Here is a 24,953-nt window from a genome sequence, read left to right as displayed (position 1 = left end):
TTAAAAGATGACACCGGCATGAAGAATGCAGTTTGCGTATGGGGTGGCTTCACCCGTTCGAATGACTGCTTTTGCCTGTTTGGTCATGTCTTTGAACGTCTCGTGGTCTACTTCATGTAATGGTTTTGAGAACGCTTTCTTAAGAAATAAATGATCTCGTTCATTGGCCTCTTTGATTTCACTAGCCACAGTCATGTTTTCAACAGCCATTTCTTGAAGAAGGAGGGAGGTGACCTCCTGAAAGGACGGTGTGCCGATTGATAATGCCAGGTCGATTTTGGCTGGACCTTCTGGAATAGGGAGACCACAGTCTGCGATGACGATTGTATCTGTATGGCCAAGGTCAGCAAGCACCTTGGCGATATGGCTGTTTAGGATGCCGTTTTTTTTCATTTCTTTTTCTCCAATTCTTCTCTTGTTGGCATGCCGCCTTGTGCGCCAAACTTTGTGACAGACATTGATGCTGCAAGATTGGCAAAGGCAAGTGCATCATAGAGGGATTTGCCTTCTGTTAAGGCGACAGCCAAGGCTCCGTTAAAGGTATCGCCAGCTCCTGTTGTATCGACTGCTTCTACAGGTACACCTGGAACTAATACTTCTTTCGATCCATCAAAATATCGAACCCCATTTTTCCCTTCTGTGACTAGTAATTTGTTAGGGTATTGACGCAAGGCATCTTCAATTGGCAGACCATCGAACATAAGAACAGCTTCGTGTTCATTCGGTGTAATGTAAGCAGCCTGATTTAAAACCTGCTGCGATACTTTGCGGGCTGGTGCAGGGTTTAAAATCACAGGGATTTCTTTTTCACTGCAAATGGAGCAGACCGCTTCGACCGTTTCTTCAGGTATTTCCTGCTGGATAAGAACCATCCCGATATCATCAATTGTAGAAAGAGCATCATTTACATAGTCAGGAGTGACCTCATTATTTGCCCCTTTGACCACGACAATGCTGTTATCACCTTCTGCTAAAATGATATGAGCTGTGCCGCTCTCCATTTCGGTAACCGGTTTCATATGTGAGATGCGGACACCTTGTGTTTGTAAATTACTGAGAATTTCCTGACCATAAGCGTCATCACCAACTCGGCCGACCATATATACATCTGCACCGAGTCTGGCACTTGCGACTGCTTGATTGGCACCTTTTCCGCCTGGGACCGTTTTAAACGATTCGCCTAAAACCGTTTCCCCGGCATTTGGCCGTTTATCTGATGTGACGACTAAATCCATTGAACAGCTTCCTACTACAACAATATGACTCATTGTGAATCCACCTTTCTTGTGGTCTCTCGTTCAATAAAAGAGACGGGCATTTGAATAACTGGCTGATCTATCGGTTGTTTCTGAATCGCTTTGATTAACAGCTGTGCCGCTTCTTTCCCCATCTCATAGGCGGGCTGCCTAATGGTCGATAAGGAAGGGAAAAGCAGCTCGCTTTGCGGAATATCATCAAATCCAATGATTTGAACGTCTCCTGGAATGGCTTTTCCGATACGAAGCGCTTCATGGATGACCGCTGTTGCGACGATGTCATTGCTGGCAATGATCCCATCTGTTTCAGGGTACAGCTGGAAGAGGGCTTTGGCGCTTTTTCGGGCTTCTTGAAAGGAAAAGGAAGCATTAGACATCACATGAAAGTCGACACCTGTATCCGTGAGAACATCGAGTGCGCCCTTGAAGCGCTGCCGAGCTGTTTGTAGGTGGGCAGGTCCTTTTAGCAGTGTGATCTGCCGGCTGCCGCGTCTAATTAATTCCATTGCGGCCATTTTCCCGCCAGCTGCAGCATCTGCAAAAACAGAAGGTGCATGTGGAACGGTTCGATCTAAAAACACAACAGGTAAATCATCATCGTTGTATATATCTGATTCAGGTTCATTTGTGACTGCGATGACACCGACCACTTGATTTTGTTTAAAGGTTTGTAAGTAGGCCATTTCCTTCTCTCGATCCTCATCACTGTTCCCGAATAATAACCGAAAACCGTGCGCATGAATCTCATCCTCAACACCTCTAGCTAGTTGAGGAAAGAAGGGGTTTGTGATATCAGGCAAGATTAAGCCGATTAAGCGTGATTCTCTTTTGAAAAGGGATCTAGCCACTTCATTGGGAAAGTAGTTCAACTCCTGCATCGCTTGTGTCACGCGGGTTTTCGTATCTGAATGGACGTATCCAGTATCATTGAGCACGCGTGAAACAGTGGCAACAGACACTTGTGCAGCTTTTGCAACATCTTTAATGGTAGCCAATGGAGAGCCTCCCTTCATGAGTGTGTAACCGTTTACACACATAGATTATCACGAAAGCATCAAAATGACAATCTAAAAAAAATAAAAAAAGAAAAGAAAGATGACTTCTTCCTTTTCTTAACTAATAATACCTGTTTGTGTAATGTTCACTTTCACTTTTGGAATGATTTTCACCTTCGGATAATCGGTGACCCAGTTCATTTTCATATACTCATCATAGTGTCTTACCCGATATTTTCTGCCAAGGCTGAGAACGTCAGAATTCGCTTCTTGCAGGGCGGCAATGACTTTTTCAGCGTCTTTTGTGAAAATAGCTGATAGCCTTTTATTTAACATTTCAATTTTTTTATCTGTATCTAAATTGTCTTTCGGGTATTCAATAACAGAGGTGGTGAATTCAAACTCAAGAGAGAAGGTTAAGTTTCGGTGATCAGGATTGACGATTTTAATGTCTCTATTTGAATCGGTTACTTGAACGGTGATGTAATTGTTCTCTTTTAATTTCATATCACTTCTTACTTTTTTCGTGAAGTTTGCATAGCTGCCCATTTTTCCATCCATAATGGTGAGCAGAATGGCATCCTGGGCATAGAGTTCACCTTTCTTTTTCTCATTATCAAATAAGGCAACCCCCCTCACACTCGTTAACTTTTTTGACTTATCGTAGTAGAGTAACGGCAGTGTGAAATCCTCACCGGTTTGCAGCATTTTGGACCGGATATTTTGAATGTTCTTAGGTGAAACTTGTGAGGAGCGTGATGCAGAAGTGATCAGGTTGTTTAAATAGTCGCTCACAATAAGTTTTTCCTTGAGCAGTTGATTGATTAAATCTACACAGCTCCCGCCTTGCACCACTGCCAAGTTTGCGAGTAAAGGGCTTTTGGGATCGCGGTAAAACATATCTAAGTAAGGGAGCAGCCGGTTTTGGGCAAATTCATCACCGATCAGCAGCACACGCATTTTCGACATATCGATTTTTTGGTCTACACTCCGGCTAAAGTTGCTTCTTGCTTTTCTTAAAGTAGGTGCATCGGTTGTGAGAACAGTGGTTAAATAACTGCCGGTATTCCCTTGCTGCATACTTTGAGACTGCTGCACCTTTCGATAGGTAATCGAATATCTCGCATTGTCATCCTCTCCTTGATCAACAGCTGAAGTTAAAACAAGAGAGATGTCTTTTAATAGGTTTTGATCCCAGCAGCCTGGCATGAAAATGAGAGAAACACACATAAGCAGTGTCAACATGTACTTATGATGCATGTGATTTCACCTTCTTTTTGCGGTGTTTGATCAAGATAATAACGGCCATCATGATCGGAAGTGTGTAAATAAATGAATATTGTGCAACAGTGGTAAAGTCATTAAAGCGCTGAATTCTAAAGTTATCAGTTGAAAGATAACAGCTGACAGCATAAATCAAAATGGCAAAATAGTAGACATATTTTTTGTGATTTTTTTTCTTAAGCATACTGGATACACCATTTGCACAAAAGTACAGATAATTACTCAGTGTAGCTAGAATGACAAAGACCCAAAAGCTTAGAAAAATTAAATCCGTCCGCTCAATGACACCGAACGTAATGGTTTTTAAAAGGTACAAAACAGGATTCGGGATGACATTAAGCTCAGCCGGGCTGAAAAACATAAAACAAATTAATGTAATAAATAGGTAGTAAAGTGTCGTACATATATTTGAAATGGTCATCACTTTATATCGTTCCTTAATGGAGCCCTTCATTAGTGGGGAGATGACCAGAATCATCTCAAATCCATTCATTGACAACACCACATCCTTCAATCCAATTTGGAGTTGAGAAACATCCGTTTGGAAAAAAGGCATGAGATAATCAATATTGGTTCCTTTCAATGCATAGAACATCAATAGAGAGAGCATGAGCAAAAAGGGCGTTAAGATAAAGTTGAATCTGACAATGGCTGTAATTTGCTCCTTTGCGATATAGATAATGCATATCATGAGTAATAGGTTAATGACCCAGTTTGGTGTAAGCGGGAGCACCCATATGCCAAGAATCCTTGTGAATATTGAAAGCACAACGATACAAACCGAGGCAAAGTATACCGTATAGAGCGTGACCAAGATGCGTCCAATCCATTTTCCAAAAACCTCAATCAGCACTTGGAAAAATGACGTTTCAGGATACTTGTAGATGATATAAAGAAAAATCGTATTGATGATCTGTATAAAAAAACACGCTAAAATAATCGCCATCCAGCCATCGTGTCCTATGTCTTTCATCAGCAAATGGGGGAGAGCTAAAATTCCAACACCAATTTGAGATTGGATAATAAAAAAAACAGCTTGAGGTGGAGATATTTTATTTTTCATCTTTCTTTTTCCATCCTCTCAGTTGTTCAATTTGTTTGCTCTTTTGCGGATTTAAATAAACAGGTCGATTTTTGTACATCCACATTGGGAGTCGAACCACAGTATCTTTTAAGTCCTGCCAGTTAAATGGAGCAACAGGTGATAAATATGGTACCCCTAGTGATTCTAAGCGGCATAAATTCATGAGCATAATGGCGAGCCCAAATGAAATGCCAATAAATCCAAACATTGATGCCATAAACATGAGCGGGAAACGAAGCATCCTGATGGTGGACGTCATTTCAAACGACGGAAGTACAAATGAAGCGACAGCTGTTACAGCGACTACAATCACTTGGACATTCGAAATAAGTCCTGCCTGTACAACCGCATCCCCAATAACCAAACCACCTACGATTCCAATGGTCTGCCCGATTGGTTTAGGCAGACGCACTCCAGCCTCACGTATGAGTTCAATCGTGATCTCCATCAAAATAGCCTCTATTAATGGAGGAAAGGGAATTCCGATAATAGAGTTCTTCATGGTAATGGCTAGTTCATCTGGGACAACCTCATAATGAAACGCAATAACAGCAATGTAAAAAGATGGCAATATAACTGCGATGATGCAGGCAAGATAACGCAAAATTCGAATAAACGTAGCAGGAATCCAGCGGCTGTTATAATCATCTGGTGACTGAAAGAAGCTAAAGAACGTGATAGGCAGAATGATGGCCATTGGACTACCATCCATGAGTACGACTATTCTGCCTTCAAGGATCGCAGATCTCACCTTGTCCGGACGTTCTGTATCAATCAGCTGCGGGAAAATAGAAAATGAATCCTCCTCAATTGCCTCAACGATAGAGCCAGGACTTAACAGTGTGTCTACTTTAATAGAAGAAATCCGTCTGTTGACCTCTTCGACCTTTTCTTGATTGGCAATATCAGATATATAAACCGTTGCAAGCTTTGTTTCCGATTTTGTACCGATCTTATGATATTGAATGGCGAGCTTCCGATCATTTAAATGGGAACGCAGTAAGTAGATATTGGTATCAAGACTTTCAACAAATCCATCATGTGCGCCTGCGATAATACTTTCCGAAGAAGGTTCAGAAATAGAGCGCAGCGGAGGCTGTCCAACAGCAAATAGCTTAATTTGTGAGGAGTTTTCATCAAGAAAGGCAATACTTCCTGCAATAATACTGTCTGTGATCAGCGTCAAGTCGCCTGTTTCAAGTGTGCTAAGAGATTTTGTATAATCCTGCTTTCCAGGAGGGCCTAACAAGTTGCCGATGATGAAATCATTTAGTTTTCCTTCATCTATTCTTGTTTTTATAAAAAACAGCGCAGATTTCGTTTCATTCACCATTAATTCTCGGTATTCAAAATCGCCGCTTTGCTGAAATGTTTTTTTCAGGATCCGGATTTTTTCCTCAAAGCTTCCTGATAAAAAATGCAGGCGTGTTTGCTCATTGGAGTTTGGCATCTTGAGCCTCCTCTCACAGATTTTTTAACCATAGTGTAAGCGGAGAAGCGAATTTTATTCGTCACCTTTGGGGAAAGCATGACATGAGCTGACAACTTTCAACTAAATTCATATTAAAAATGTTAAGAAATGATGAATCTTGATAAAAACAAATGAATAATGTTTCATTGTTTAGGTCATAAGGTGCGAATCTCGTAAAGAGAAGGTACACCGAAATGATCAAAGTTTTACATCTTATCCCAATTTTTTGTGACCTAAAAATAAGCAGATGACTTGATTTTTTTAGAGGTGACCTTTGTCATAGGTCAACACACAGCAATCTGACCAAGGAGAATGACTTTCTAACCTGTTCATTCAAAAATATAAAACATTCCAAAACACGCACTATTCATTTAAAGCGCTGATATGACTGATGTTATAGAGAATAACAGACTTTAAAACATTGATTCAAAATACATCTTAATAATTGTCGAAAAATTTAGGGAGAAAAGGACAAAAGATTTTCGGATCATTGATGTTAACGCTTTCTCATGAATTCAGCAGAAATTCAGACTGATTTTTGTCCGTCTTTTGGCCTTTTCATTTAAAGGATAGGTAGGCAAAAAAGCCTTTTGATTAGAGGAATTTGGCATACGAGGAAGTGAAAGATTATGTTACATAATACCGATTGTGATTTTATGCTGAACAGATATACTGTTGATTGAATTTACATATCACACTCATAAAAAAAGGAGATGTAGATAGCGATGTGGTTAATCGTTATAGCCTGTGTCATCATGTTAGGGATTGGCTTTATTGAAAAGAAGCGTCATCAGAAAAATATCGATGCCCTGCCGGTGCGCGTCAATATTAATGGTATTCGCGGAAAGTCTACCGTCACAAGATTGACAACCGGTATCTTAATGGAGGCAGGTTATAAAACTGTCGGTAAAACAACGGGAACGGATGCAAGAATGATTTATTGGGATACGCCAGAGGAGAAACCGATTAAAAGGAAACCGCAAGGACCGAATATCGGAGAGCAGAAGGAAGTTATGAGAGAAACAGTTGAAAGAGGAGCAAATGCCATCGTCAGTGAATGTATGGCGGTAAATCCAGATTACCAAATTATCTTTCAGGAAGAGCTGCTTCAAGCAAACATTGGCGTAATCGTAAACGTTCTTGAAGATCATATGGACGTCATGGGGCCAACACTTGATGAAATAGCAGAAGCCTTTACAGCGACAATTCCTTACAATGGACACTTGGTTATTACGGATAGTGAATATACGGATTTCTTTAAAGAGATTGCGAAAAAACGCAACACAGAAGTCATTGTTGCAGATAATTCCAAGATTTCCGATGAGTTTTTGAGGAAATTTGAGTACATGGTTTTCCCAGATAATGCTTCACTGGCACTTGGTGTTGCCCAAGCATTAGGGATTGATGAAGATACGGCATTCAGAGGAATGTTAAATGCGCCACCTGATCCAGGAGCGATGAGAATTCTTCCATTAATGGACGCGAAAACACCTGGACACTTTGTAAATGGATTTGCGGCAAATGACGCATCCTCTACATTGAACATTTGGAAGCGTGTGAAAGAAATTGGATATCCAACAGATGAACCGATTATTATTATGAACTGCCGTGCGGATCGAGTAGATAGAACGATCCAGTTTGCGGAGGATGTACTTCCTTATATTGAAGCAAGTGACCTTGTTTTAATTGGTGAAACAACAGATCCAATTGTGAAGGCATATGAGGAAGGGAAAATTCCGGCTGACCACTTACACAACCTTGAATATCAATCTACAGAACAAATTATGAATATGCTTGAGAAAAAGCTTCATAATCGAGTGGTTTATGGAGTCGGCAATATCCATGGTGCCGCTGAACCTTTAATCGAAAAAATTCAAGAATACAAAATTAAGCAGCTTGTCAGCTAGGAGGAAATATAGAAAATGTTCGGATCAGATCTTTATATCTCGTTAATTTTAGGAGTTCTACTCAGTTTAATCTTTGCAGAAAAAACAGGAATCGTACCAGCTGGACTTGTTGTCCCAGGTTATCTGGCGCTCGTATTTAATCAGCCAGTCTTCATTTTAGTCGTCTTATCTGTCAGCTTGCTTACGTATGTGATCGTTCGTTTTGGCTTATCAAAATTCATGATTTTATACGGACGCAGAAAGTTTGCTGCGATGCTCATTACAGGGATTGCCTTAAAACTGATATTTGATTTCTTCTATCCAGTCGTCCCATTTGAAATAGCAGAATTCCGCGGAATTGGAATCATCGTTCCTGGATTGATTGCGAATACGATTCAAAAGCAAGGTCTTACAATTACCCTTGGAAGCACGTTACTTCTAAGTGGTGCAACATTTGCCATCATGTATGTTTACTATCTATTTTAAGATAAGGTGTGTCCAATGATGAATAAAAAATTGAGCTTTCAGGAAAAGCTGCTGAAAATCACAAAGAACCAAAAGAAAAAGACGAATAAACACGTACTCATTGCTTTACCGATCGTCATAGCTTGTACATTTCTATTTACGTTTATCGGAAAAGCACAAGTGCCAACTGTACAAAAGAATCCAGAAAACATCCTGACCGCTTCGTTTGTCGGTGACATTATGTTTGGAAGAAACGTAGAGAAAGTAACAGAACGTTATGGTAAAGAGCATCTCTTTCGCTATGCCAAGCCATATTTTGATGTGTCAGATTATGTGACAGGCAACTTTGAGCATCCAGTCGCATCAGATAAAGAACAGGCAGCCCAAAAGAATATTCATTTAAAAACAGATGAAGATTCTGTCCAAGCATTGAAGGATTTAAATTTCTCTGTCTTAAACTTTGCGAATAACCATGCGGCAGACTATGGTGAAAAAGGGCTGAATAATACAATCGATGCCTTTGAACAAACTGACATGGATTATACAGGTGCAGGTCGTAACCTCCAAGATGCGAAGCAGAACATTTCATACAAAGAAGTAAATGGTGTCAAAATTGCAACGCTTGGTTTTACAGATGTGTATGGGAAAGATTTCAAAGCAACGAATCGCCAGGCGGGTATTCTGCCAGCCGATCCATCTATCTTTATTCCGATGATTTCGCAGGCTGCTGAAAAGGCAGATATTGTCGTTGTTCATGCTCACTGGGGACAGGAGTACAACAATGAAGTAAACGACAGGCAAAGAGAATTGGCAAGAGCGATGTCTAAGGCCGGTGCTGATATCATTATCGGTGCTCACCCACACGTCCTTGAACCAATGGAAGTCTATAACGGAACGGCGATTTTCTATAGCCTAGGCAACTTTATTTTTGACCAAGGCTGGTCAAGAACACGTGATTCTGCACTTGTTCAGTATCATCTGAATGAAGATGGAAAAGCGACATTTGAAGTTGTCCCAATGTACATCAAAGAAGCAACACCTGCTCCAGTAAAAGCAGGATCTCTTGAATCAAAAGCCATTATCCGTATGCTGACCAATGGAACGAATGCGGATTGGAAAGAAAAAGACGGACACATTTTCTTTGAAGTAGATCACGCTGATAAAGTTAAAAACTTAAAAGAAAACGGAGGGAAAGAGAAGAAATGAAATTCCTAAAAGCAAGCTGGCCGTTTGTTGCGTTAATTTTAGTCTTTGTCTTTATGTCTGCTTTTAAATTTAGTGACAGTCTGACAGATCACGAAAAACAAAAGATTTCGGTTGAAATGCAGAAAATTGAACAGCAAAAGCAGTCAAAAGCGGAAGCAGGTAAATAACCTAAATAGGAGAAAGGGCACGCACATCGCGTGTTCTTTTTTTGTCGAAAAAGGGTGTAAAATGAATGGTGTCATGCCGAAACTATAGAAGATAGGAGGGAAAGGATCATGAAATGGAAAGGAATGTTGATCGGAGGGTGTGCGCTTGTAGGGCTGATGTTCATGTCTCAACCAGCGGTATCTGCTCAAACACCATCTCTTTTGGAGCAAGCGGAAAAGCTGATTGGAACACCTTATCATAAAGGAGGAACCGATCCAAAAACGGGCTTTGATGCATCTGGGTTTATTCAATATGTGTACAAGACATCCGAAACATTTGATTTGCCGCGGAAGGTAATTGACCAATATCAGATTGGAAAAAAGGTATCATGGGATAAGGCGCAGCCCGGTGACCTTGTGTATTTCCGAAGTCTTGAAGAAACGAAGGATATCCCAACACATGTGGCGTTGTACGCGGGGAACGATCAGGTCATCCATATCACGCTTAGTCAAGGTGTGGTGAAAACGGATGTCAGCAAAAGCAAATATTGGACTGATCGATTTTATGCGGTCAAACGCTTGCCCGGCACACAAGACATTTCTGATGACCCTCTTGTGAAAGATGCGATGACCTATTTAGGTATTCCTTATGTATTTGGAGGAACCGATCCAAAGACTGGATTCGACTGCTCAGGATTTTTACAGTATTTATTTGAAAAATCACTTGGAATTTATTTACCTCGAAGTGCTGAACAGCAGTGGGCTGTTGGAGAAAAAGTGGCATTAGACGATATTCGCCCTGGGGATTTTGTCTTTTTTAGCAACACATATAAACCCGGAATTTCTCATGTAGGTATGTATATTGGAGGCGACCGCTTTATTCATGCGAGCCGTTCTGAAAGTGTGACAATTTCTTATTTGTCTGAATCGTATTGGCGGGAAAAATGGACAGGTGCGAAACGATTAACAGATCTGGAGCTTTCAAAAGAGGACCCTATCGTATCAAAAGCTGCTACGTATATTGGCGAAGTCCCTTATGTCAAAGGCGGTACGAACCCAAAACAAGGATTTGATACAGCAGGGTTTACGCAGTACGTGTATCAAGAAGTGCTTGGCATTGAGCTGCCCCGCTATGCATCAGGTCAACTCAAAGCAGGTGCGCCTGTGAAACGTTCTGAGCTTCAGCCGGGAGATCTTGTCTTCTTCAGCGGGACATCATTGATGCCGGCAATTTATGCAGGATCAAATCAAGTCATTCATGTGACTGTCTCAAACGGTGTTGTCTTAACCAATATGAAAACAAGTACGTACTGGAAGGACAAATATGAAACGGCTGTTAGAATCAAAAAATAAAGAAAAAGCCCGATCAATACTTGGATCGGACTTCTCGACTTCTCTATAGGCGCTGATCAGACAAGCGTCTTTTTTTCATGGAATTGATTTTGTAAAAGAAGATCAATAAAATAAGCGACACCATCTTCATGATTCCCTTTTGTGATGTAAGTGCTCTTTTCTTTAATGACATCAACCGCATTCCCCATTGCAATGCGGTGACCTGCTTCTTCGAACATAGAAAGGTCGTTTGGGCTGTCACCAATTGCATAAATATGTGAGCGGTCTACACCATAATGGGCTGCGAGTTTTTTCAGGGCATGTCCTTTTCCAGACTCTTTTGGCAGCACCTCAATAATATGTTTTCCAGACGAGGTCAATGAAAGCTCGGGCATGTCTGCCAGAAGATTTCGTGCTTCGGTCAGTTTGTTCATATCAAACGAGAAGCAGAGTAATTTATAGGTCGGTTCATTCGACTCAAAAATCTGACGGATATCATCTACTGGTTTGATGCCAAATTGTTTAAATTGGGTCATGGCTCCTTCCCATAGATCAGCGAGATCCTCATTTGGGTTTGCGCTTTCGATCAGATCGAATTCTGCTTTCAGCTTCTCTTTTCCATCGTAAGGGGAGAGGAGAGCATCGTCTGTATAGACTTCAAAGTAAATGTTTCGTTCCACTAATGCCTTAGCAGCCCGCTTGCCCGCTTCTTGGTCCAATGTGATTCGGCTGAAGAGCTCGTATCCTTCTGTATGGACAGTCCCGCCGTTTGCCGCAATAATGGGGATGTCCAAATCGCCAAGCAGCTCCTTTACATCAAAAGTTGCCCGTCCTGTACAGATGGTCACAATATATCCAGCTTCCTTCGCACGAATCAATGCCTCTCGGTTTTGAGCGGATATTTCACTTTTTGTATTTAAAAGTGTACCGTCTAGATCAATCGCAATCATTTTTCTCATCGCTGTCAAATCCTCCTTCATTCATGCAATAGCCTCTTCAAAGTATGTACGATTTCCTTCATTCTCATAAAAAAAGGATGGTTGTTTCCTCACTATCAAGGCTAAACAAAAATGAGCGAATGATCAAGGAAATAAGAAAAAGCGCCCCAAAGGGACGCTTCTATTTATGATAATTCAAGCTGCTTCTTCAATTCAGTCTTCACTTCGTTCAGCTGGTTTTGATCCAATTGGTAATAATAAACCCCGTTTGGCTGGTAATCAGATCCTTTAAGCTGGATGGTATCAACCGATTTCAATGAAGTCAGAAGCGGGAAAAGACCGACTAACTCCTTCATAGAAAGGGTGGTTGACACATTATCGCCGAGTGTATCAATGATATTGTCGTATGACGGGATAGATGTTAATGATTTTGATTTATCAAAAATGGCTTTTAACACTTCCATTTGACGCTGTCCACGCATTAAATCACTATCTGCTTTTCTTGTTCTCACATATGCGAGCGCTTGATCCCCATCTAGTGTATGAGTTCCAGTTTGAAGCACAACTTTGCCTTTTGTATCTTTTTTAATCTGTTTCACAAGGTAATCATCCTTGATGTTAATAGACACACCGTTTAATTCATTGACGATTTCTTTAAATGCTACAAAATTACTTTGGATGACAAAATCGACCGGAATATCTAGTAAATCTTCAACTGTACTCACTGTTAAATCTGCACCGCCAAATGCGTGTGCGTGAGTAATTTTATCAAAACCGTGGCCTGGAATATTAACGTATGAGTCCCTAGGAATGCTTAATAATTTAACGGTTTTATTTGTGCGGTTAATGGTTGCCAACACCATTGCGTCACTTCGTGCTTGTTTCACTGTTTCGCCCGGTCTGCTATCAATTCCAAGCAGCAAGACAGAAAAGCTGTCTTTTCCTGGATCGAATGCTTCAATCCGTTTCACAGATTGTGCGCCGCGATCAAGAGATACTTGAGCCTTTTTGGCAGCATTTGTTACTTTGTAGTAGGCGTAGCCAGTAACAGAAGCGGTCGTCAGTAAAAGAATACCAAATATAAAAAGAGTGACTTTCACCCATGGTTTTAAACGCTTTTTCCCTTTGCGCTTACTTCGTGATTGATCCATATATTTTAAACCCTCGCTATGATTTTATAGTAAAGATGTCCTTCTTTATGCTTACAAACTAAAACAAATATACCTTAAAACGGGATATAGTGCGACATTTTTTTCACTAACGCTTAATTGACGTATCCTTCTCGTAAAAAGTTTCAAAGATATACAAATGAAATATATTTGTCATAAAACATCGAAATGTTTGAAATGACAGGAAGTGAGGAAAATGATTTTTCATAGAGTACAGAGACAAAAGTGGGGTTATGAACATGAAAAATCGGAATGGATGGCTTTATTTCTTCGGCGCCCTTGGCGGTGCTTTATATGGCTATGATACAGGTGTCATCTCTGGCGCCATCTTATTTATGAAAGAGGATTTAGGTTTAAATGCGTTTACAGAGGGGCTTGTCGTCAGCTCGATTTTAATAGGGGCGATGCTCGGTTCCTCTCTTTCTGGAAAGCTGACAGACCAATTTGGGCGGAAAAAAGCCATCATCGCCGCAGCGATTTTGTTTATTATCGGCGGATTTGGTACAGCTCTTGCCCCGAATACGGAAGTGATGGTTTTATTCCGAATTGTACTAGGGCTCGCTGTCGGGTGCTCGACAACGATTGTTCCATTATATTTATCTGAACTTGCGCCAAAGGAATCACGGGGGGCACTATCCTCATTAAACCAACTCATGATCACATTTGGTATTCTTCTAGCCTATATTGTGAACTACGCTTTAGCGGATGCAGAGGCATGGCGCTTGATGCTTGGAATTGCGGTTGTTCCTTCTGTTCTTTTGTTATGTGGGATTTTGTTTATGCCGGAAAGTCCCCGCTGGCTGTTTGTCCACGGACAGGCTGATCGTGCGAAGGAGATATTATCTAAACTCAGAAAAAGTAAGCAAGAAGTGGAAGAAGAAATTTCGGATATTCAAAAGGCGGAAAGTGAAGAAAAAGGCGGTTTTAAGGAATTATTTGAGCCATGGGTACGCCCAGCATTGATTGCCGGTGTCGGCTTAGCCTTTCTGCAGCAGTTTATCGGTACAAATACGATCATCTACTATGCACCAAAAACATTCACAAGTGTTGGCTTTGGGAATTCTGCGGCGATTTTAGGAACTGTCGGAATTGGTGCAGTGAATGTCATCATGACGTTTGTTGCCATCAAAATCATTGACCGTGTAGGGAGGAAAGCGCTGCTCCTATTTGGGAATGCAGGAATGGTCCTTAGTTTAATTGTCCTGTCAGTGGTCAACCGATTTTTCGAAGGGTCAACAGCTGCAGGATGGACAACCGTTATTTGTTTAGGTCTCTTTATCGTCATCTTTGCTGTCAGCTGGGGGCCAGTCGTTTGGGTAATGCTTCCTGAGCTGTTCCCGGTACATGTCCGAGGAATCGGTACAGGCGTTTCAACTTTCCTTCTTCATACAGGAAATTTAATCATCTCGCTTACATTCCCAGCTTTATTAAGCGCGATTGGTATCAGTAATCTCTTCCTCATCTATGCGGTCATCGGTGTAGGCGCCTTCTTATTTGTGAGGTACTTGGTGACCGAAACGAAGGGGAAAAGTCTTGAAGAAATTGAAGAAGATTTAAAAAAGAGAAATCGTGCCGTCGCAGGTGACGAAGGGAAAACAGTGTGAACAATGACCAGCTGCCGTATGCAGCTGGTTTTTCTATGTTAAACAAACGTTTAATCAAGAAAGGACATTCCCTCATCTTCTGAACGTGCTCCATATGACATACATATGGAACAGGCGGGCGAAAGGTGGAAATGAGATGAAAGGGAAAACAAGCATTGTCATGCTGACGTACAACGAACTGCATTTAACGAAAACATGTATCCAAAGCATTAAACAGCATACGAGCAGCGACCAATATGAACTCATCATCGTTGATAATGCGTCAACTGACGGCACGAAGGAATATGTAAGAGAGCTGGATGATGTGATTTTCATTGATAATGAAAAGAATGAAGGCTTTGCAAAGGGATGTAATCAAGGGGCAAAAGAAGCTTCAGGAGACAGCATTCTCTTTTTAAATAATGACACGATCGTGACGGAAAATTGGCTTCCTCCATTAAAAGAGGCGCTATTCGCATCAGAACAGATTGGGATGGTGGGGCCAGTCTCCAATTATGTGAGCGGCCCTCAGATGGTTCAGCCGTCGTATACAGATGTGAAGGAGCTCCCAGCCTTTGCTAAGGAATATACGTCTAAGAGAAAAGGTCAGAGAACTTATGTGCACCGGCTTGTAGGGTTTTGCTTGCTAGTGAAAAGAAAGCTGATCGAGGATGTGGGGTTATTTGATGAGCGGTTTGTATATGGATCATTTGAGGATGACGATCTTTGCTTACGTTCATTACTGCAAGGGTATCAGCTGCAAATTGTGCATGATTCCTTTGTGCATCATCATGGTCATGCTACCTTCAATGCCAATCAAGAAACGAACATCTCTACACTGTTTACTGAGAACAGACTTCGATTTTTAGATAAGTGGGGCATAGATCTAAATTTGATCACCCCTCATCCGTATTTTACGGAATTGCTCCCTGAGGAAGCTGCATGTGTGCTGGATGTTGGATGCGGCGCAGGGGCAACCGGGCTTGAATTGATGAACCGGCAGTCTGTAACCATGTACGGGGTAGAGGAGGATGCATTAAAAGCAGCGGTCGCAAAGGCGTATTACGAAGAAGTGATTGAGGCAAATGTGGATGAATACCCATGGTCAGAGAAAGAGGCCTTTTTTGATGCGGTCATTTTTTCAGATGTTTTAGAGCATGTGTCAGACCCTTGGCACATCATTGAACAAGCGCACGCATCTTTAAAGCCAGGCGGTGTCATCATTTGCTGCCTGCCTAACATGATGCATGCAGAGGTGCTTCTTCCTTTGATGACAGGGGACTTTACGTATCAAGATGTAGGAATTTTAGATCGAACCCATATGCGGTTCTTCACACCAAACACCATGCGTGCGCTTTTCCCAGACCAATTGTTTGAACGTGTGATCGAGCAGCGGGTCAATGTACAGATTGATCAAAACGTTCAATTGTTTTTTGATGAGGTGGCAAGAATAGGAGCATCACTTGGCTTTCAAACAAAATCGTTGTCTGACCAAGTGACTTTGTATCAGCTTCTCATTGTCGTACGTAAAAAAGGCGGCTCCCCACCGGGATAACCGCTTCAGCGTGTAGCCAAACCCTCGCATTCGGTGTCAGGTCAGCGCTCCGGTGCTCGTCCTTCCTAGGGCTGCAAAGGTTTTCTATCACGCTGAAAAGAAGACAAAGGGCTAAAATCAAGATCATTTTAGCCCTTTGTCAACAGTATGAGGGCGGCTCCCCATTGGGATACCGCCTTTTGGCATTACCATTTAAAGCTTTTTGTTGCGCCTTCTGCACCAAAGTTCAAAATGCTGACTTTGACATCGTAATCGATGGCTGCTTCTTGGAATAGCCTATCCCACTCGGTACCGTGCTGATCCCAATAGTCGGGATATTTCATACGGAACTGCTGGTTTAAAAATATGGGATCAACGCCGACTTCTTTTTGCACATGATTTACTGCTTTTTGAATGCGTTCTTTAATTTTATGAGCAAAGATACGCTCAAAACGTTTAATGTACTGCTCATCGAATGAGTTTTCAGGAGGATATTGATCCTCAGACAATTTTCCATTTGTTTGTATGCTAATTTTAAAGGATACCTTTCCGTCTTTCAGATAGGGCTTGACCTTGGTTTTTGCTTTTTTTATTTCATACGTGATCGGATAACCTTTGTAGGTGGCAGGTACAACGCCGCCAGTGATACGGCCCATTACCCAGTTTAAAGATTGGACATCTTTTGCTGGAATAAAATCAATCAGTTTACGCGTTTTCCCATGTATGATTCCTGCCCCATCATAAATAATTTCACTGTCGATCACATCTACACTTTGTACGAGGAAGCTAACGCCCATCTGAAAGTAATCAGACGACCGGCCAATACGTGTTGGTGGTGCGATCTTTCCGTTAAAGCTTCGGTTTTTGGATGTTTCAAAGATATGCTCAACCGGTACCTTCTGTTGAGACTTTAACTTTTGATTGATGACTTTTGACGCATCTCCTCGTGACACGAGGAGATAGCTGCTGCGCCGAACCTCATCATCTCGAATGAAATGATTAAGTGTTCCTTGAATATCGTGATGCTCCGCCTGGGTTTTGCCGAACAAGAAGATTTTTAGGTGATCACTATAGATCGGCGGGTCCTTCAAGGCGACATTACTGACAGCCTCAAGCACATTTTTTCCCTTTGAGACAACATTCACATAGCCGGGAGAATCGGCCTCTTGTGTTCCGCTTGTTTTCGGTACAAGGTTTTGGTAGGTCAGCTTAACTCCATTGTCATCATCCTCATCAATACCAACACCGCGTACAAACGATAGTTTTTCAATATCCTTTAAGTCCCAGCAGCCTGCTGATAGAAGGAAAAGACAGCAGGAAAAAAAGAATAACAGTATACGCCTGCCTCTCATGTAGAACGACCTCCCCATTTTTTACGTATCATCAGCAGGATAGCAGTAATAAAAGGAATGGCTAAAACCGCAAACAATGCGTAGCCGAGTAAAGTTGAGTAGTAAAAGACTTCATTGATATTTCTAGGGAAAAGTGAGAGTGCTGATGTAATCAAAAATAACAGCCATAACAGTCTCGTTATATTGGTTGTTTTAAAAACAGTGAAGCAGCCTTTAATCGCAAACTGGAAAAAGCCCAGCATACAAATGAACTGCTGGCACGTCCAGATCGTCAGTAAGAAAATATCAAATCGTTCGATAAACACTCCTTCAAGTTCAAGCGCTTGAATGAGGGAAACTGTTGGCCAAGTGAGAGATTTCGTTTCACCAACGGTCATGGAGCCAATCACTATAAAGAGCGTGAGGGAATATACAAGAGAAGTAATTCCAACCCCGATCGCAGCCGCCCATTTTGCCTTAGACCATTTGTCTTTATAAATGAGCGGGACAACAAACAAAATCACTTCAAACCCTGTAAATTGAATAAAGGTTTGAGAGAAAAGGTTACTAAAATCTTTAAAACCATGCGCCATCACAGGGCGCAAATAATCAAAATCAAATATTTTTAAACAAAACAGCATGAGCGCTATGTAAATGACCATGGTGATCGGATAAATATAGGTCACCATTTTGACGACTGGAAAGATACCGCTTTTCAAATGATAGATCGCAACGAGTAAAAAAATCATCACAATCACGGTCATGGGAGTCGATTGCAGCAGGAAAAACTGAACCACTTCCCCAAGGACACGCGCCTCAAAGCCGACAATGCCTAATAAATAGGCGATCAGCATTAAATTAAAGATTGTGCCAAAGAATGCGCCTGCTCCTTTTGTATTTGACTCGAAAATGGTGTCTGGTGCATTCTTTTCGGCAATCCAGCCCAACAAAAAAGCAACGAAAGCAAAGATGACGCCCTGTAATAATACAATGATCCAGCCATCAGGGAATCCTGAATTGGCAGAACTGCGTGGAATGGTTAAAATTCCAGCGCCTATCATTGTAGAACTGCACAGAATGGTGACTTGTAACAATGATAGCTTTTCAGGTCTGTACATCGTTTAATCTCCTTGTCTTCTGAGGTTTTTTATTTTTGCTGTTTTTGGTCTGGATTTAAATAGCCCGATTGGTAAACGAACGTACGTATCCTTTAAATCTGAAAACGGTGAAGACAACACAGGTGTGAAATAGTCAAAACCAAAGGTCTTTAACTGCATCAAGTGACAAAGCACAAATAAATAACACATGATTAAACCGTATAATCCAAACAATGCCGAACTAAAAATGGCCATAAACCGCAAAATACGCAGTGGGAAACTAAAGTCATATGACGGTGCCGTGAAGTCAGCCAGTGCGGTCAGCGACACAATAATCACCATTAAGGCACTGACAATATTGGCTTGGACAGCTGCCTGACCAATAATAACCCCGCCAATGAGCCCAATTGTCTGTCCGATGGCTCTTGGAAGCCGTAGTCCAGCTTCCCGCAGCAGCTCTATCGTAAAAGACATGAGAATGGCTTCGACAACAGGAGGGAAGGGAACATTCTGCCGGCTGCCTGCGATGGTGAGTGCCATTCTTGTCGGTAATAAACCGGGATGATAAGAGACAAGTGCAATGTAAAGCCCGGGTAAAAAAATCGTGAGCAGCACGGCAATATAACGAAGTAAACGCAAAAGAGTCGCGCTTGTCCACCTCTGATAATAATCCTCTGGTGATTGCATCAAAGCTGTAAGTGTCATTGGTAAAATGAGGGCAAAAGGAGTCCCATCGAGCAAAATCGAGACTTTGCCTTCAAGCACAGATGCAATCACCCGGTCAGGACGTTCTGTGTTTTGAATCTGTGGGAAAATAGAGATGTGACTGTCCTCAATCAACTGTTCAATATAGCCGGTTTCAGGGATGTCATCCATTTTGATTTCGGCCATGCGTGATAGAACATCTTCTACTAGTTTAGGATCAGCAATATCACGAACATACACAAGAGCAGCGGATTTTTTATTGCGAGTACCGATACTCACCTTTTGAATCACAAGATTTGGGTCGTTTGCCCGTTCACGGAGTAAAGCCGTGTTTTTTTCAAGATTCTCAATAAATCCGATCCGTGGTCCTCTTACAAGAACTTCAGATTGCGGCTCTTCTACTTCCCTAAATTGAAAAAGATTTGTATGGAGTGCAAGTGCTTGAGCCGCTCCATCTACAAATAAAATAGCCCTGCCGCTATATAACTGCTCGATGGCAAGGTTCATATCATCCAGCACATCACTTTGAATGCCAAAGAACGTTTTTGAAAGGGAGGGAAGTGTAGTAGAATCAACCTCAGTGAGGTCCAGTTCCTTTTGCATTGGTGAAATGATTTGCTTAGAAAGCATCTCAAATTCTGTGAGTCCTTCAATGTACACGAGACATGCAGACATAGTGGAAGGACCAAATGAAAAAGAGTGGAACACGATATCATCACTTCTTCCGGCAAAGCTTTTGACACGCTTAATGACGGACGCTATATCTTGTTCAATACGACTTTTCATAATACCTCACCCTCATCACATGTTTTTTATAGAGTGACTCGGAAGGTGGAGAATTATACAAGTAGAAAAAAGAGAATCCCGGATAGGAATTCTCTCGTCTTTTTATCTTGCAAGCCAGCCGCCATCAACGGCTAAAATATGACCGTTCATATAATCAGAAGCTGGTGAACTAAGGAAAACAGCAGCACCTGCTAGATCCTCAGGTTTTCCCCAGCGCCCGGCGGGAATTCGTTTGAGAATCTCTTCATTTCGATTTTCATCGTCCCGAATGGCTTGTGTGTTATTGGTCGCAATATACCCAGGCGCAATCGCATTCACTTGAATATGCTGGCTCGCCCATTCGTTGGCAAAAGCTTTCGTCAGCCCTGCGACAGCATGCTTGCTTGCTGTATAGGCGGGGACAAAGACGCCACCTTGAAACGATAGAAGGGAGGCGATATTGACAATTTTCCCTTGCCCGTTTTTCAGCATTTGCTGTCCAACCTTTTGCGTGAGGAAAAAAAGACTGTTGATATTCACATCCATGACCGTATGCCAATCTTCCTCTGAATAGTGAGCCGCTTGCTCTCTTTTAATCGTTCCAGCATTATTGATTAAAATATCAATCGTGTGCTTCTTTAATATGGCGTCGACATCCTGTTTTGCAGTTTGAGGATCGGAAAAGTCAACCTGAACCGCATGAAATGATCGGCCTGCCTGTTCGACAAGTGCCTTTGTTTCTTCAAGCGGTGTGTGGTGATAAGTGCCGATGATATCTGCACCTGATTGGGCAAGCGCCACGGCAATGCCTTGCCCAATGCCGGTTCCAGGACCTGTCACAAGGGCTGTTTTTCCTTCAAGGGAAAAGAGGGACGCTGCATATGATGTTGTCATCATCCTTGTTACCTCAACTGATCCATTGGGACAAAGTCCATATCTTTGAACGTATAGTTTTCGCCCGCCATTGCCCAAATAAATGAATAATTCGCTGTGCCTGAGCCTGAATGGATGGACCAGGCAGGTGAAATGACTGCTTCCTCATTTGCCACAACAAGATGTCTTGTTTCAGTTGGCTCCCCCATAAAATGAAAGACGCGTGCATCCTCTTCGATATCAAGGTATAAGTATACTTCCATCCGGCGATCGTGAATATGTGCAGGCATCGTGTTCCACGTGTTATTGGTTTCCAGTTGAGTGATTCCCATCATGAGCTGACAGCTTTGGATGCCGTCTGCATGGATGACTTGATACAGGTTTCGTACGTTGGAGGCAGCTGCTTCCCCTAAGTGGTTTGGTGTTAATTCAGCGATGGCTGCTTTTTGCGTAGGGTACGCTCTATGAGCCGTGGCTGAAACTAGATAGAACTTGGCCTGCTCTCCTGATGAACTAGCAAACTGTACATCTTCGTGACCAAGACCAATATATAAGAAATCTTTATGCTCCAGCACAAAGGCCTCACCATCAACAGTGACCGTTCCTTGTCCGCCGACATTCACAATCCCGATTTCACGTCTTTCAAGAAAATACTCCGTCCGTAAAAAGTCCCCAGCATCTAGTGTGATCGGCTCTGCCGCCGGCATGGCTCCGCCAATCACCACACGGTCCTCATGAGAGTAATAGAGCTTTAATTCACCATTGACAAATAGCGTAGGAATATGAAAATGACGACGAAGTTCCTCTGTTGTAAAACGTTTGACCTGTTCAGGATGTACAGCATAACGATTTTCCATTTGGATAAGCCTCCCTTTCCATCTGAAACAAATATTGATATTTATTTGGTATCGGTTTCAAGGGAAATTCTAGAGGAAAAAGAGAGTGCCGTCAACCGTTATTTTGAAATCGCTTTCTTTTTCTCTAATTAGACAAATTTTTGCCATCTTCATGCAAAAAAATCTTCTGAAATGCCATCAATTATGATATGCTCTTTTTAAGTTTATTTGAAATCGGTTTCGAACCAAATGAGAAGATCAATTGTGGGAGTTTTTTGAATGAAAGAGAAAAAGCAAACGAAAGTGACCATTAATGAAGTAGCAGCTTATGCAGGGGTCTCAAAATCAACTGTATCCAGATATATCAATGGCAGAACAAATGAAATTTCTTCAGAAAAGGTAAAAAAAATCAAGAAAGCCATTGAGGAACTCCACTATCGCCCGAGTCAGCTTGCTCAAGGACTAAAAGTCAGAAAAAGCAAGGTCATTGGGTTTATTGTAGCCGACATTACGAATCCATTCTCTGTGGCAACACTTCGCGGAGTTGAAGAGATTTGTGATGAATATGGATACAGTATCATGGTGTGCAACACAGATAATCGTCCAGAAAAAGAACGGGAAATGCTCCTTAAGCTGAATGCACATTATATTGAAGGGCTCATCATCAATACAACAGGACAGAACAATGACATTCTGGAGGAGTTTAAGAAAAACGGTGTGCCGATTGTTCTTGTGGACCGGAAATTGCCTGAACTAAAAGTCGACACAGTGACCACGAACAACCGTGATATCACAATCCGGCTGCTTCAACAAATGTATGAGAAAGGCTATGATCACATCGCATTCTTTACTGAGCCCGTCGATGGAATCAGTCCTCGTGAAGAACGAAAGGAAGCATATGAACAGACAGCTTTGAGTAAACATAAGAAGCCAATCATTGCAGAAATTGATTTAAAGCAAAAGGAACAAATGCGCGAAGAGATTGTCCGTTTTCTACAATCAAACGAACAGAAAAAAGCGATTTTAGCAGGCAATGGATTACTCATGCTGAAGCTGATTAGTGAACTTGTAGAGCTTGGGATGAAGATTCCTGATGAGATCGGCATTGCAGGGTTTGATGATACAGAATGGTATAAGCTGATTGGACCTGGAATCACTACAGTTGCCCAGCCTTCTCATGAAATGGGGAAAGCAGCCATGCAAAAAATCAAGACACGGCTTGAAGGGGATGAAAGTGCGCCCCAAACGATTCAGCTTGATGGTGAAATCATTGTAAGGAAATCTTTATAAATGATAGGCAGAGAAGAGTATACAGACGTGCATGCTCTCTCTTTTTCAACTGATTTGAAACCGGTACCAAGAAAGGGGAGAAATGAGTGAAAGCATTGGATGCGGTCACATTTGGGGAATCAATGGCGATGTTTTATGCAAAGGAAGTTGGGGAGCTTCATCAAGTGCATACATTCCAAAAGGCGCTTGCTGGTGCAGAAAGTAACGTGGCTGTCGGTTTGGCGAGGCTGGGCTTTCATGTGGGCTGGATGAGCAAAGTCGGAGCAGATTCACTTGGTACATTTATTTTAGAAGAGCTTCAAAAAGAAGGGGTCGATACAAGTGCAGTGCTCCGTTCAAATGATGGGTCTCAAACGGGCATCTTACTTAAATCAAAAGTGATCGATGGAGACCCTGACGTCACGTATTATCGGAAAGGCTCTGCTGCGAGCACAATGAGTCCAAGCGACTTTCCCGCCACCTATTTCAAACAGGCAGGCCACCTTCATATGACTGGTATTCCGCCTGCCTTATCCAGTGAAATGAGAGCGTTTTCTCTTCGTGCCCTTCAAGAAATGAAAGCAGCGGGCAAAACCATTTCATTTGATCCAAATCTTCGGCTTCAGCTATGGGAAGAGGAGGAGGACATGATTCAGACGGTGAATCAAATCGCCTCGCAAGTGGATTGGTTTTTTCCAGGGCTTGCAGAAGGGCAAAGGCTCACGGGTTGTCACGAGCCAGAAGAAATTGCAGATGTTTATTTGCAAAAAGGCGTCAAGCTAGTGGTCATTAAGCTAGGGGCAGAAGGTGCCTTTTATAAAAGTGCAGCCGGACAAGGAATGGTGAATGGATTTTATGTGCAGGATGTCGTAGATACAGTCGGAGCTGGTGATGGATTTGCAGTGGGGGTCATCAGCGGCTTACTTGACGGCTTATCAAATGAAAAATCCGTGACAAGAGGTAATGCGGTTGGGGCACTTGCAGTGATGTCTCCTGGCGATAAGGATGGACTGCCTACTCGGGAGGAGCTTCAATCTTTTATGAAAGAAGCCAAACGATATCAAAGGCGGGATTACATGAAAGGGGATGAGAGATATGGGAAAGTCAGCAAGTTTGAACGTTAAAAAGCAGCTCGCGTCTTGTAAATTGATCGCAGTGGTGAGAGCGGGTAGTGAAACAGAAGGCATTGAAATGATTGAGCGTTTAAAGAAAAAAGGGGTCCGTGCCATTGAAGTGACGTATACCACGCCAAATGCTGAACGCATTATCGCATCCTTTCAGCATGAACAAGACCTCATAGTAGGAGCGGGAACGATTACGACATTGGAGCAGGCACAATCAGCCATTGAGGCAGGCTCACAGTTTATCGTCAGCCCAGGGTATCTTCCTATGATTGGAGAACATCTCTCATTTTACGACACACTCTATGTACCAGGGGTTCTCACCCCAAGTGAAATCATGCAGGCGAAAGCAGATGGCTACAGCTTGCTCAAGCTTTTTCCAAGCGGCTCCTTCGGTTTATCCTATATGAAAAACCTGCAAGGTCCATTTCCAGAGATTGAATTTATTCCTACGGGTGGCATTCATCCAGCTGATGTTCCGAAGTGGCTTCAAGCAGGCGCGGTGGCTGTCGGTGTCGGAAGTCAGCTTGAAAACAGTACAGCAGAGGAATTACAAGCCGTTCTTTCCTCATAAATACTTGTAAAACGAACAAACAATTGGCTTGTA

Annotated in this window: 23 protein-coding genes; 10 read left to right on the top strand and 13 right to left on the bottom strand. The window is 42.2% G+C overall.

Features of this window, described 5'->3' with window-relative positions; all coding sequences use genetic code 11:
- From rbsD to NSQ72_RS16820, 6 genes are all read right to left on the bottom strand, one after another.
- Entirely contained in the window at positions 1-393 is a 393-nt protein-coding gene (gene rbsD, locus NSQ72_RS16845) for a D-ribose pyranase (protein ID WP_339208420.1), read from the bottom strand.
- Entirely contained in the window at positions 390-1,268 is an 879-nt protein-coding gene (rbsK, locus tag NSQ72_RS16840) for a ribokinase (protein WP_339208418.1), read from the bottom strand. The genes rbsD and rbsK overlap by 4 nt, the downstream gene beginning before the upstream one ends.
- Positions 1,265-2,251 carry a LacI family DNA-binding transcriptional regulator gene (locus tag NSQ72_RS16835; protein WP_039181973.1) on the bottom strand — a complete coding sequence of 329 codons (987 nt, stop codon included), beginning with the start codon at positions 2,249-2,251 and terminating at the stop codon, positions 1,265-1,267. The genes rbsK and NSQ72_RS16835 overlap by 4 nt, the downstream gene beginning before the upstream one ends.
- A 117-nt stretch (positions 2,252-2,368) precedes the next feature.
- Positions 2,369-3,511: a Ger(x)C family spore germination protein gene (locus NSQ72_RS16830; protein ID WP_341084722.1), complete on the bottom strand. Its 1,143-nt coding sequence runs from the start codon at positions 3,509-3,511 to the stop codon at positions 2,369-2,371.
- Positions 3,501-4,598 (bottom strand): GerAB/ArcD/ProY family transporter, encoded by a 1,098-nt coding sequence (locus tag NSQ72_RS16825; RefSeq protein WP_039181967.1) that lies wholly within the window; start codon positions 4,596-4,598, stop codon positions 3,501-3,503. Before NSQ72_RS16825 ends, NSQ72_RS16830 begins: the two co-directional genes overlap by 11 nt.
- Positions 4,588-6,069 (bottom strand): spore germination protein, encoded by a 1,482-nt coding sequence (locus NSQ72_RS16820; protein ID WP_039181964.1) that lies wholly within the window; start codon positions 6,067-6,069, stop codon positions 4,588-4,590. Before NSQ72_RS16820 ends, NSQ72_RS16825 begins: the two co-directional genes overlap by 11 nt.
- A gap of 746 nt (positions 6,070-6,815) precedes the next feature.
- Here NSQ72_RS16820 and pgsB point away from each other — a divergent pair.
- From pgsB to NSQ72_RS16795, 5 genes are all read left to right on the top strand, one after another.
- Complete coding sequence (gene pgsB, locus NSQ72_RS16815) at positions 6,816-7,997, top strand: poly-gamma-glutamate synthase PgsB (RefSeq protein WP_039181962.1); 1,182 nt, start codon at positions 6,816-6,818, stop codon at positions 7,995-7,997.
- Positions 7,998-8,012: 15 nt separating this feature from the next.
- Positions 8,013-8,462: a poly-gamma-glutamate biosynthesis protein PgsC gene (gene pgsC / locus NSQ72_RS16810; protein WP_007497520.1), complete on the top strand. Its 450-nt coding sequence runs from the start codon at positions 8,013-8,015 to the stop codon at positions 8,460-8,462.
- A gap of 18 nt (positions 8,463-8,480) precedes the next feature.
- Positions 8,481-9,647 (top strand): CapA family protein, encoded by a 1,167-nt coding sequence (locus tag NSQ72_RS16805; protein WP_341084719.1) that lies wholly within the window; start codon positions 8,481-8,483, stop codon positions 9,645-9,647.
- A complete protein-coding gene (locus NSQ72_RS16800; protein WP_087976066.1) occupies positions 9,644-9,814 on the top strand; it encodes a hypothetical protein in 171 nt (56 codons plus the stop codon). Before NSQ72_RS16805 ends, NSQ72_RS16800 begins: the two co-directional genes overlap by 4 nt.
- A 108-nt stretch (positions 9,815-9,922) precedes the next feature.
- Positions 9,923-11,146: a C40 family peptidase gene (locus NSQ72_RS16795; protein ID WP_341084717.1), complete on the top strand. Its 1,224-nt coding sequence runs from the start codon at positions 9,923-9,925 to the stop codon at positions 11,144-11,146.
- Positions 11,147-11,202: 56 nt separating this feature from the next.
- Here the strand turns inward: NSQ72_RS16795 and NSQ72_RS16790 are convergent, their stop codons facing one another.
- Positions 11,203-12,084 (bottom strand): Cof-type HAD-IIB family hydrolase, encoded by an 882-nt coding sequence (locus NSQ72_RS16790; RefSeq protein WP_186307906.1) that lies wholly within the window; start codon positions 12,082-12,084, stop codon positions 11,203-11,205.
- Positions 12,085-12,248: 164 nt separating this feature from the next.
- Entirely contained in the window at positions 12,249-13,214 is a 966-nt protein-coding gene (locus NSQ72_RS16785; RefSeq protein ID WP_058837502.1) for an LCP family protein, read from the bottom strand.
- Between the two features lie 257 nt (positions 13,215-13,471).
- Here NSQ72_RS16785 and NSQ72_RS16780 point away from each other — a divergent pair, with 257 nt between their 5' ends.
- Both NSQ72_RS16780 and NSQ72_RS16775 read left to right on the top strand, forming a co-directional pair.
- Entirely contained in the window at positions 13,472-14,836 is a 1,365-nt protein-coding gene (locus tag NSQ72_RS16780) for a sugar porter family MFS transporter (RefSeq protein WP_144489965.1), read from the top strand.
- 136 nt (positions 14,837-14,972) lie between these two features.
- Positions 14,973-16,370, top strand: a complete 1,398-nt coding sequence (locus tag NSQ72_RS16775; protein ID WP_341084712.1) for a bifunctional glycosyltransferase family 2 protein/class I SAM-dependent methyltransferase — start codon at positions 14,973-14,975, stop codon at positions 16,368-16,370.
- Between the two features lie 185 nt (positions 16,371-16,555).
- Here the strand turns inward: NSQ72_RS16775 and NSQ72_RS16770 are convergent, their stop codons facing one another.
- The 5 genes from NSQ72_RS16770 to kduI form a co-directional block, all read right to left on the bottom strand.
- On the bottom strand, positions 16,556-17,701 hold the full coding sequence (locus NSQ72_RS16770) for a Ger(x)C family spore germination protein (protein ID WP_341084710.1): 1,146 nt from the start codon (positions 17,699-17,701) through the stop codon (positions 16,556-16,558).
- Positions 17,698-18,798: a GerAB/ArcD/ProY family transporter gene (locus tag NSQ72_RS16765; protein WP_106025548.1), complete on the bottom strand. Its 1,101-nt coding sequence runs from the start codon at positions 18,796-18,798 to the stop codon at positions 17,698-17,700. The genes NSQ72_RS16770 and NSQ72_RS16765 overlap by 4 nt, the downstream gene beginning before the upstream one ends.
- A gap of 3 nt (positions 18,799-18,801) precedes the next feature.
- On the bottom strand, positions 18,802-20,268 hold the full coding sequence (locus tag NSQ72_RS16760; protein ID WP_106025549.1) for a spore germination protein: 1,467 nt from the start codon (positions 20,266-20,268) through the stop codon (positions 18,802-18,804).
- 102 nt (positions 20,269-20,370) lie between these two features.
- Positions 20,371-21,144, bottom strand: a complete 774-nt coding sequence (kduD, locus tag NSQ72_RS16755; protein ID WP_251181007.1) for a 2-dehydro-3-deoxy-D-gluconate 5-dehydrogenase KduD — start codon at positions 21,142-21,144, stop codon at positions 20,371-20,373.
- A gap of 5 nt (positions 21,145-21,149) precedes the next feature.
- Complete coding sequence (gene kduI / locus NSQ72_RS16750) at positions 21,150-21,977, bottom strand: 5-dehydro-4-deoxy-D-glucuronate isomerase (RefSeq protein WP_341084708.1); 828 nt, start codon at positions 21,975-21,977, stop codon at positions 21,150-21,152.
- A gap of 258 nt (positions 21,978-22,235) precedes the next feature.
- On the opposite strand from kduI, the gene NSQ72_RS16745 reads away from it, so the two are divergent.
- From NSQ72_RS16745 to NSQ72_RS16735, 3 genes are all read left to right on the top strand, one after another.
- Entirely contained in the window at positions 22,236-23,246 is a 1,011-nt protein-coding gene (locus tag NSQ72_RS16745; protein WP_039181927.1) for a LacI family DNA-binding transcriptional regulator, read from the top strand.
- Between the two features lie 86 nt (positions 23,247-23,332).
- Complete coding sequence (locus tag NSQ72_RS16740; protein WP_341084707.1) at positions 23,333-24,349, top strand: sugar kinase; 1,017 nt, start codon at positions 23,333-23,335, stop codon at positions 24,347-24,349.
- Positions 24,321-24,920 carry a bifunctional 4-hydroxy-2-oxoglutarate aldolase/2-dehydro-3-deoxy-phosphogluconate aldolase gene (locus NSQ72_RS16735; RefSeq protein ID WP_212042523.1) on the top strand — a complete coding sequence of 200 codons (600 nt, stop codon included), beginning with the start codon at positions 24,321-24,323 and terminating at the stop codon, positions 24,918-24,920. Before NSQ72_RS16740 ends, NSQ72_RS16735 begins: the two co-directional genes overlap by 29 nt.
- Positions 24,921-24,953 lie beyond the last annotated feature (33 nt).

This window comes from Bacillus sp. FSL R5-0659 (assembly GCF_038008785.1).
Taxonomy (GTDB): domain Bacteria; phylum Bacillota; class Bacilli; order Bacillales; family Bacillaceae; genus Bacillus; species Bacillus safensis.
This window is presented reverse-complemented; position numbering and strand designations above follow the sequence as displayed.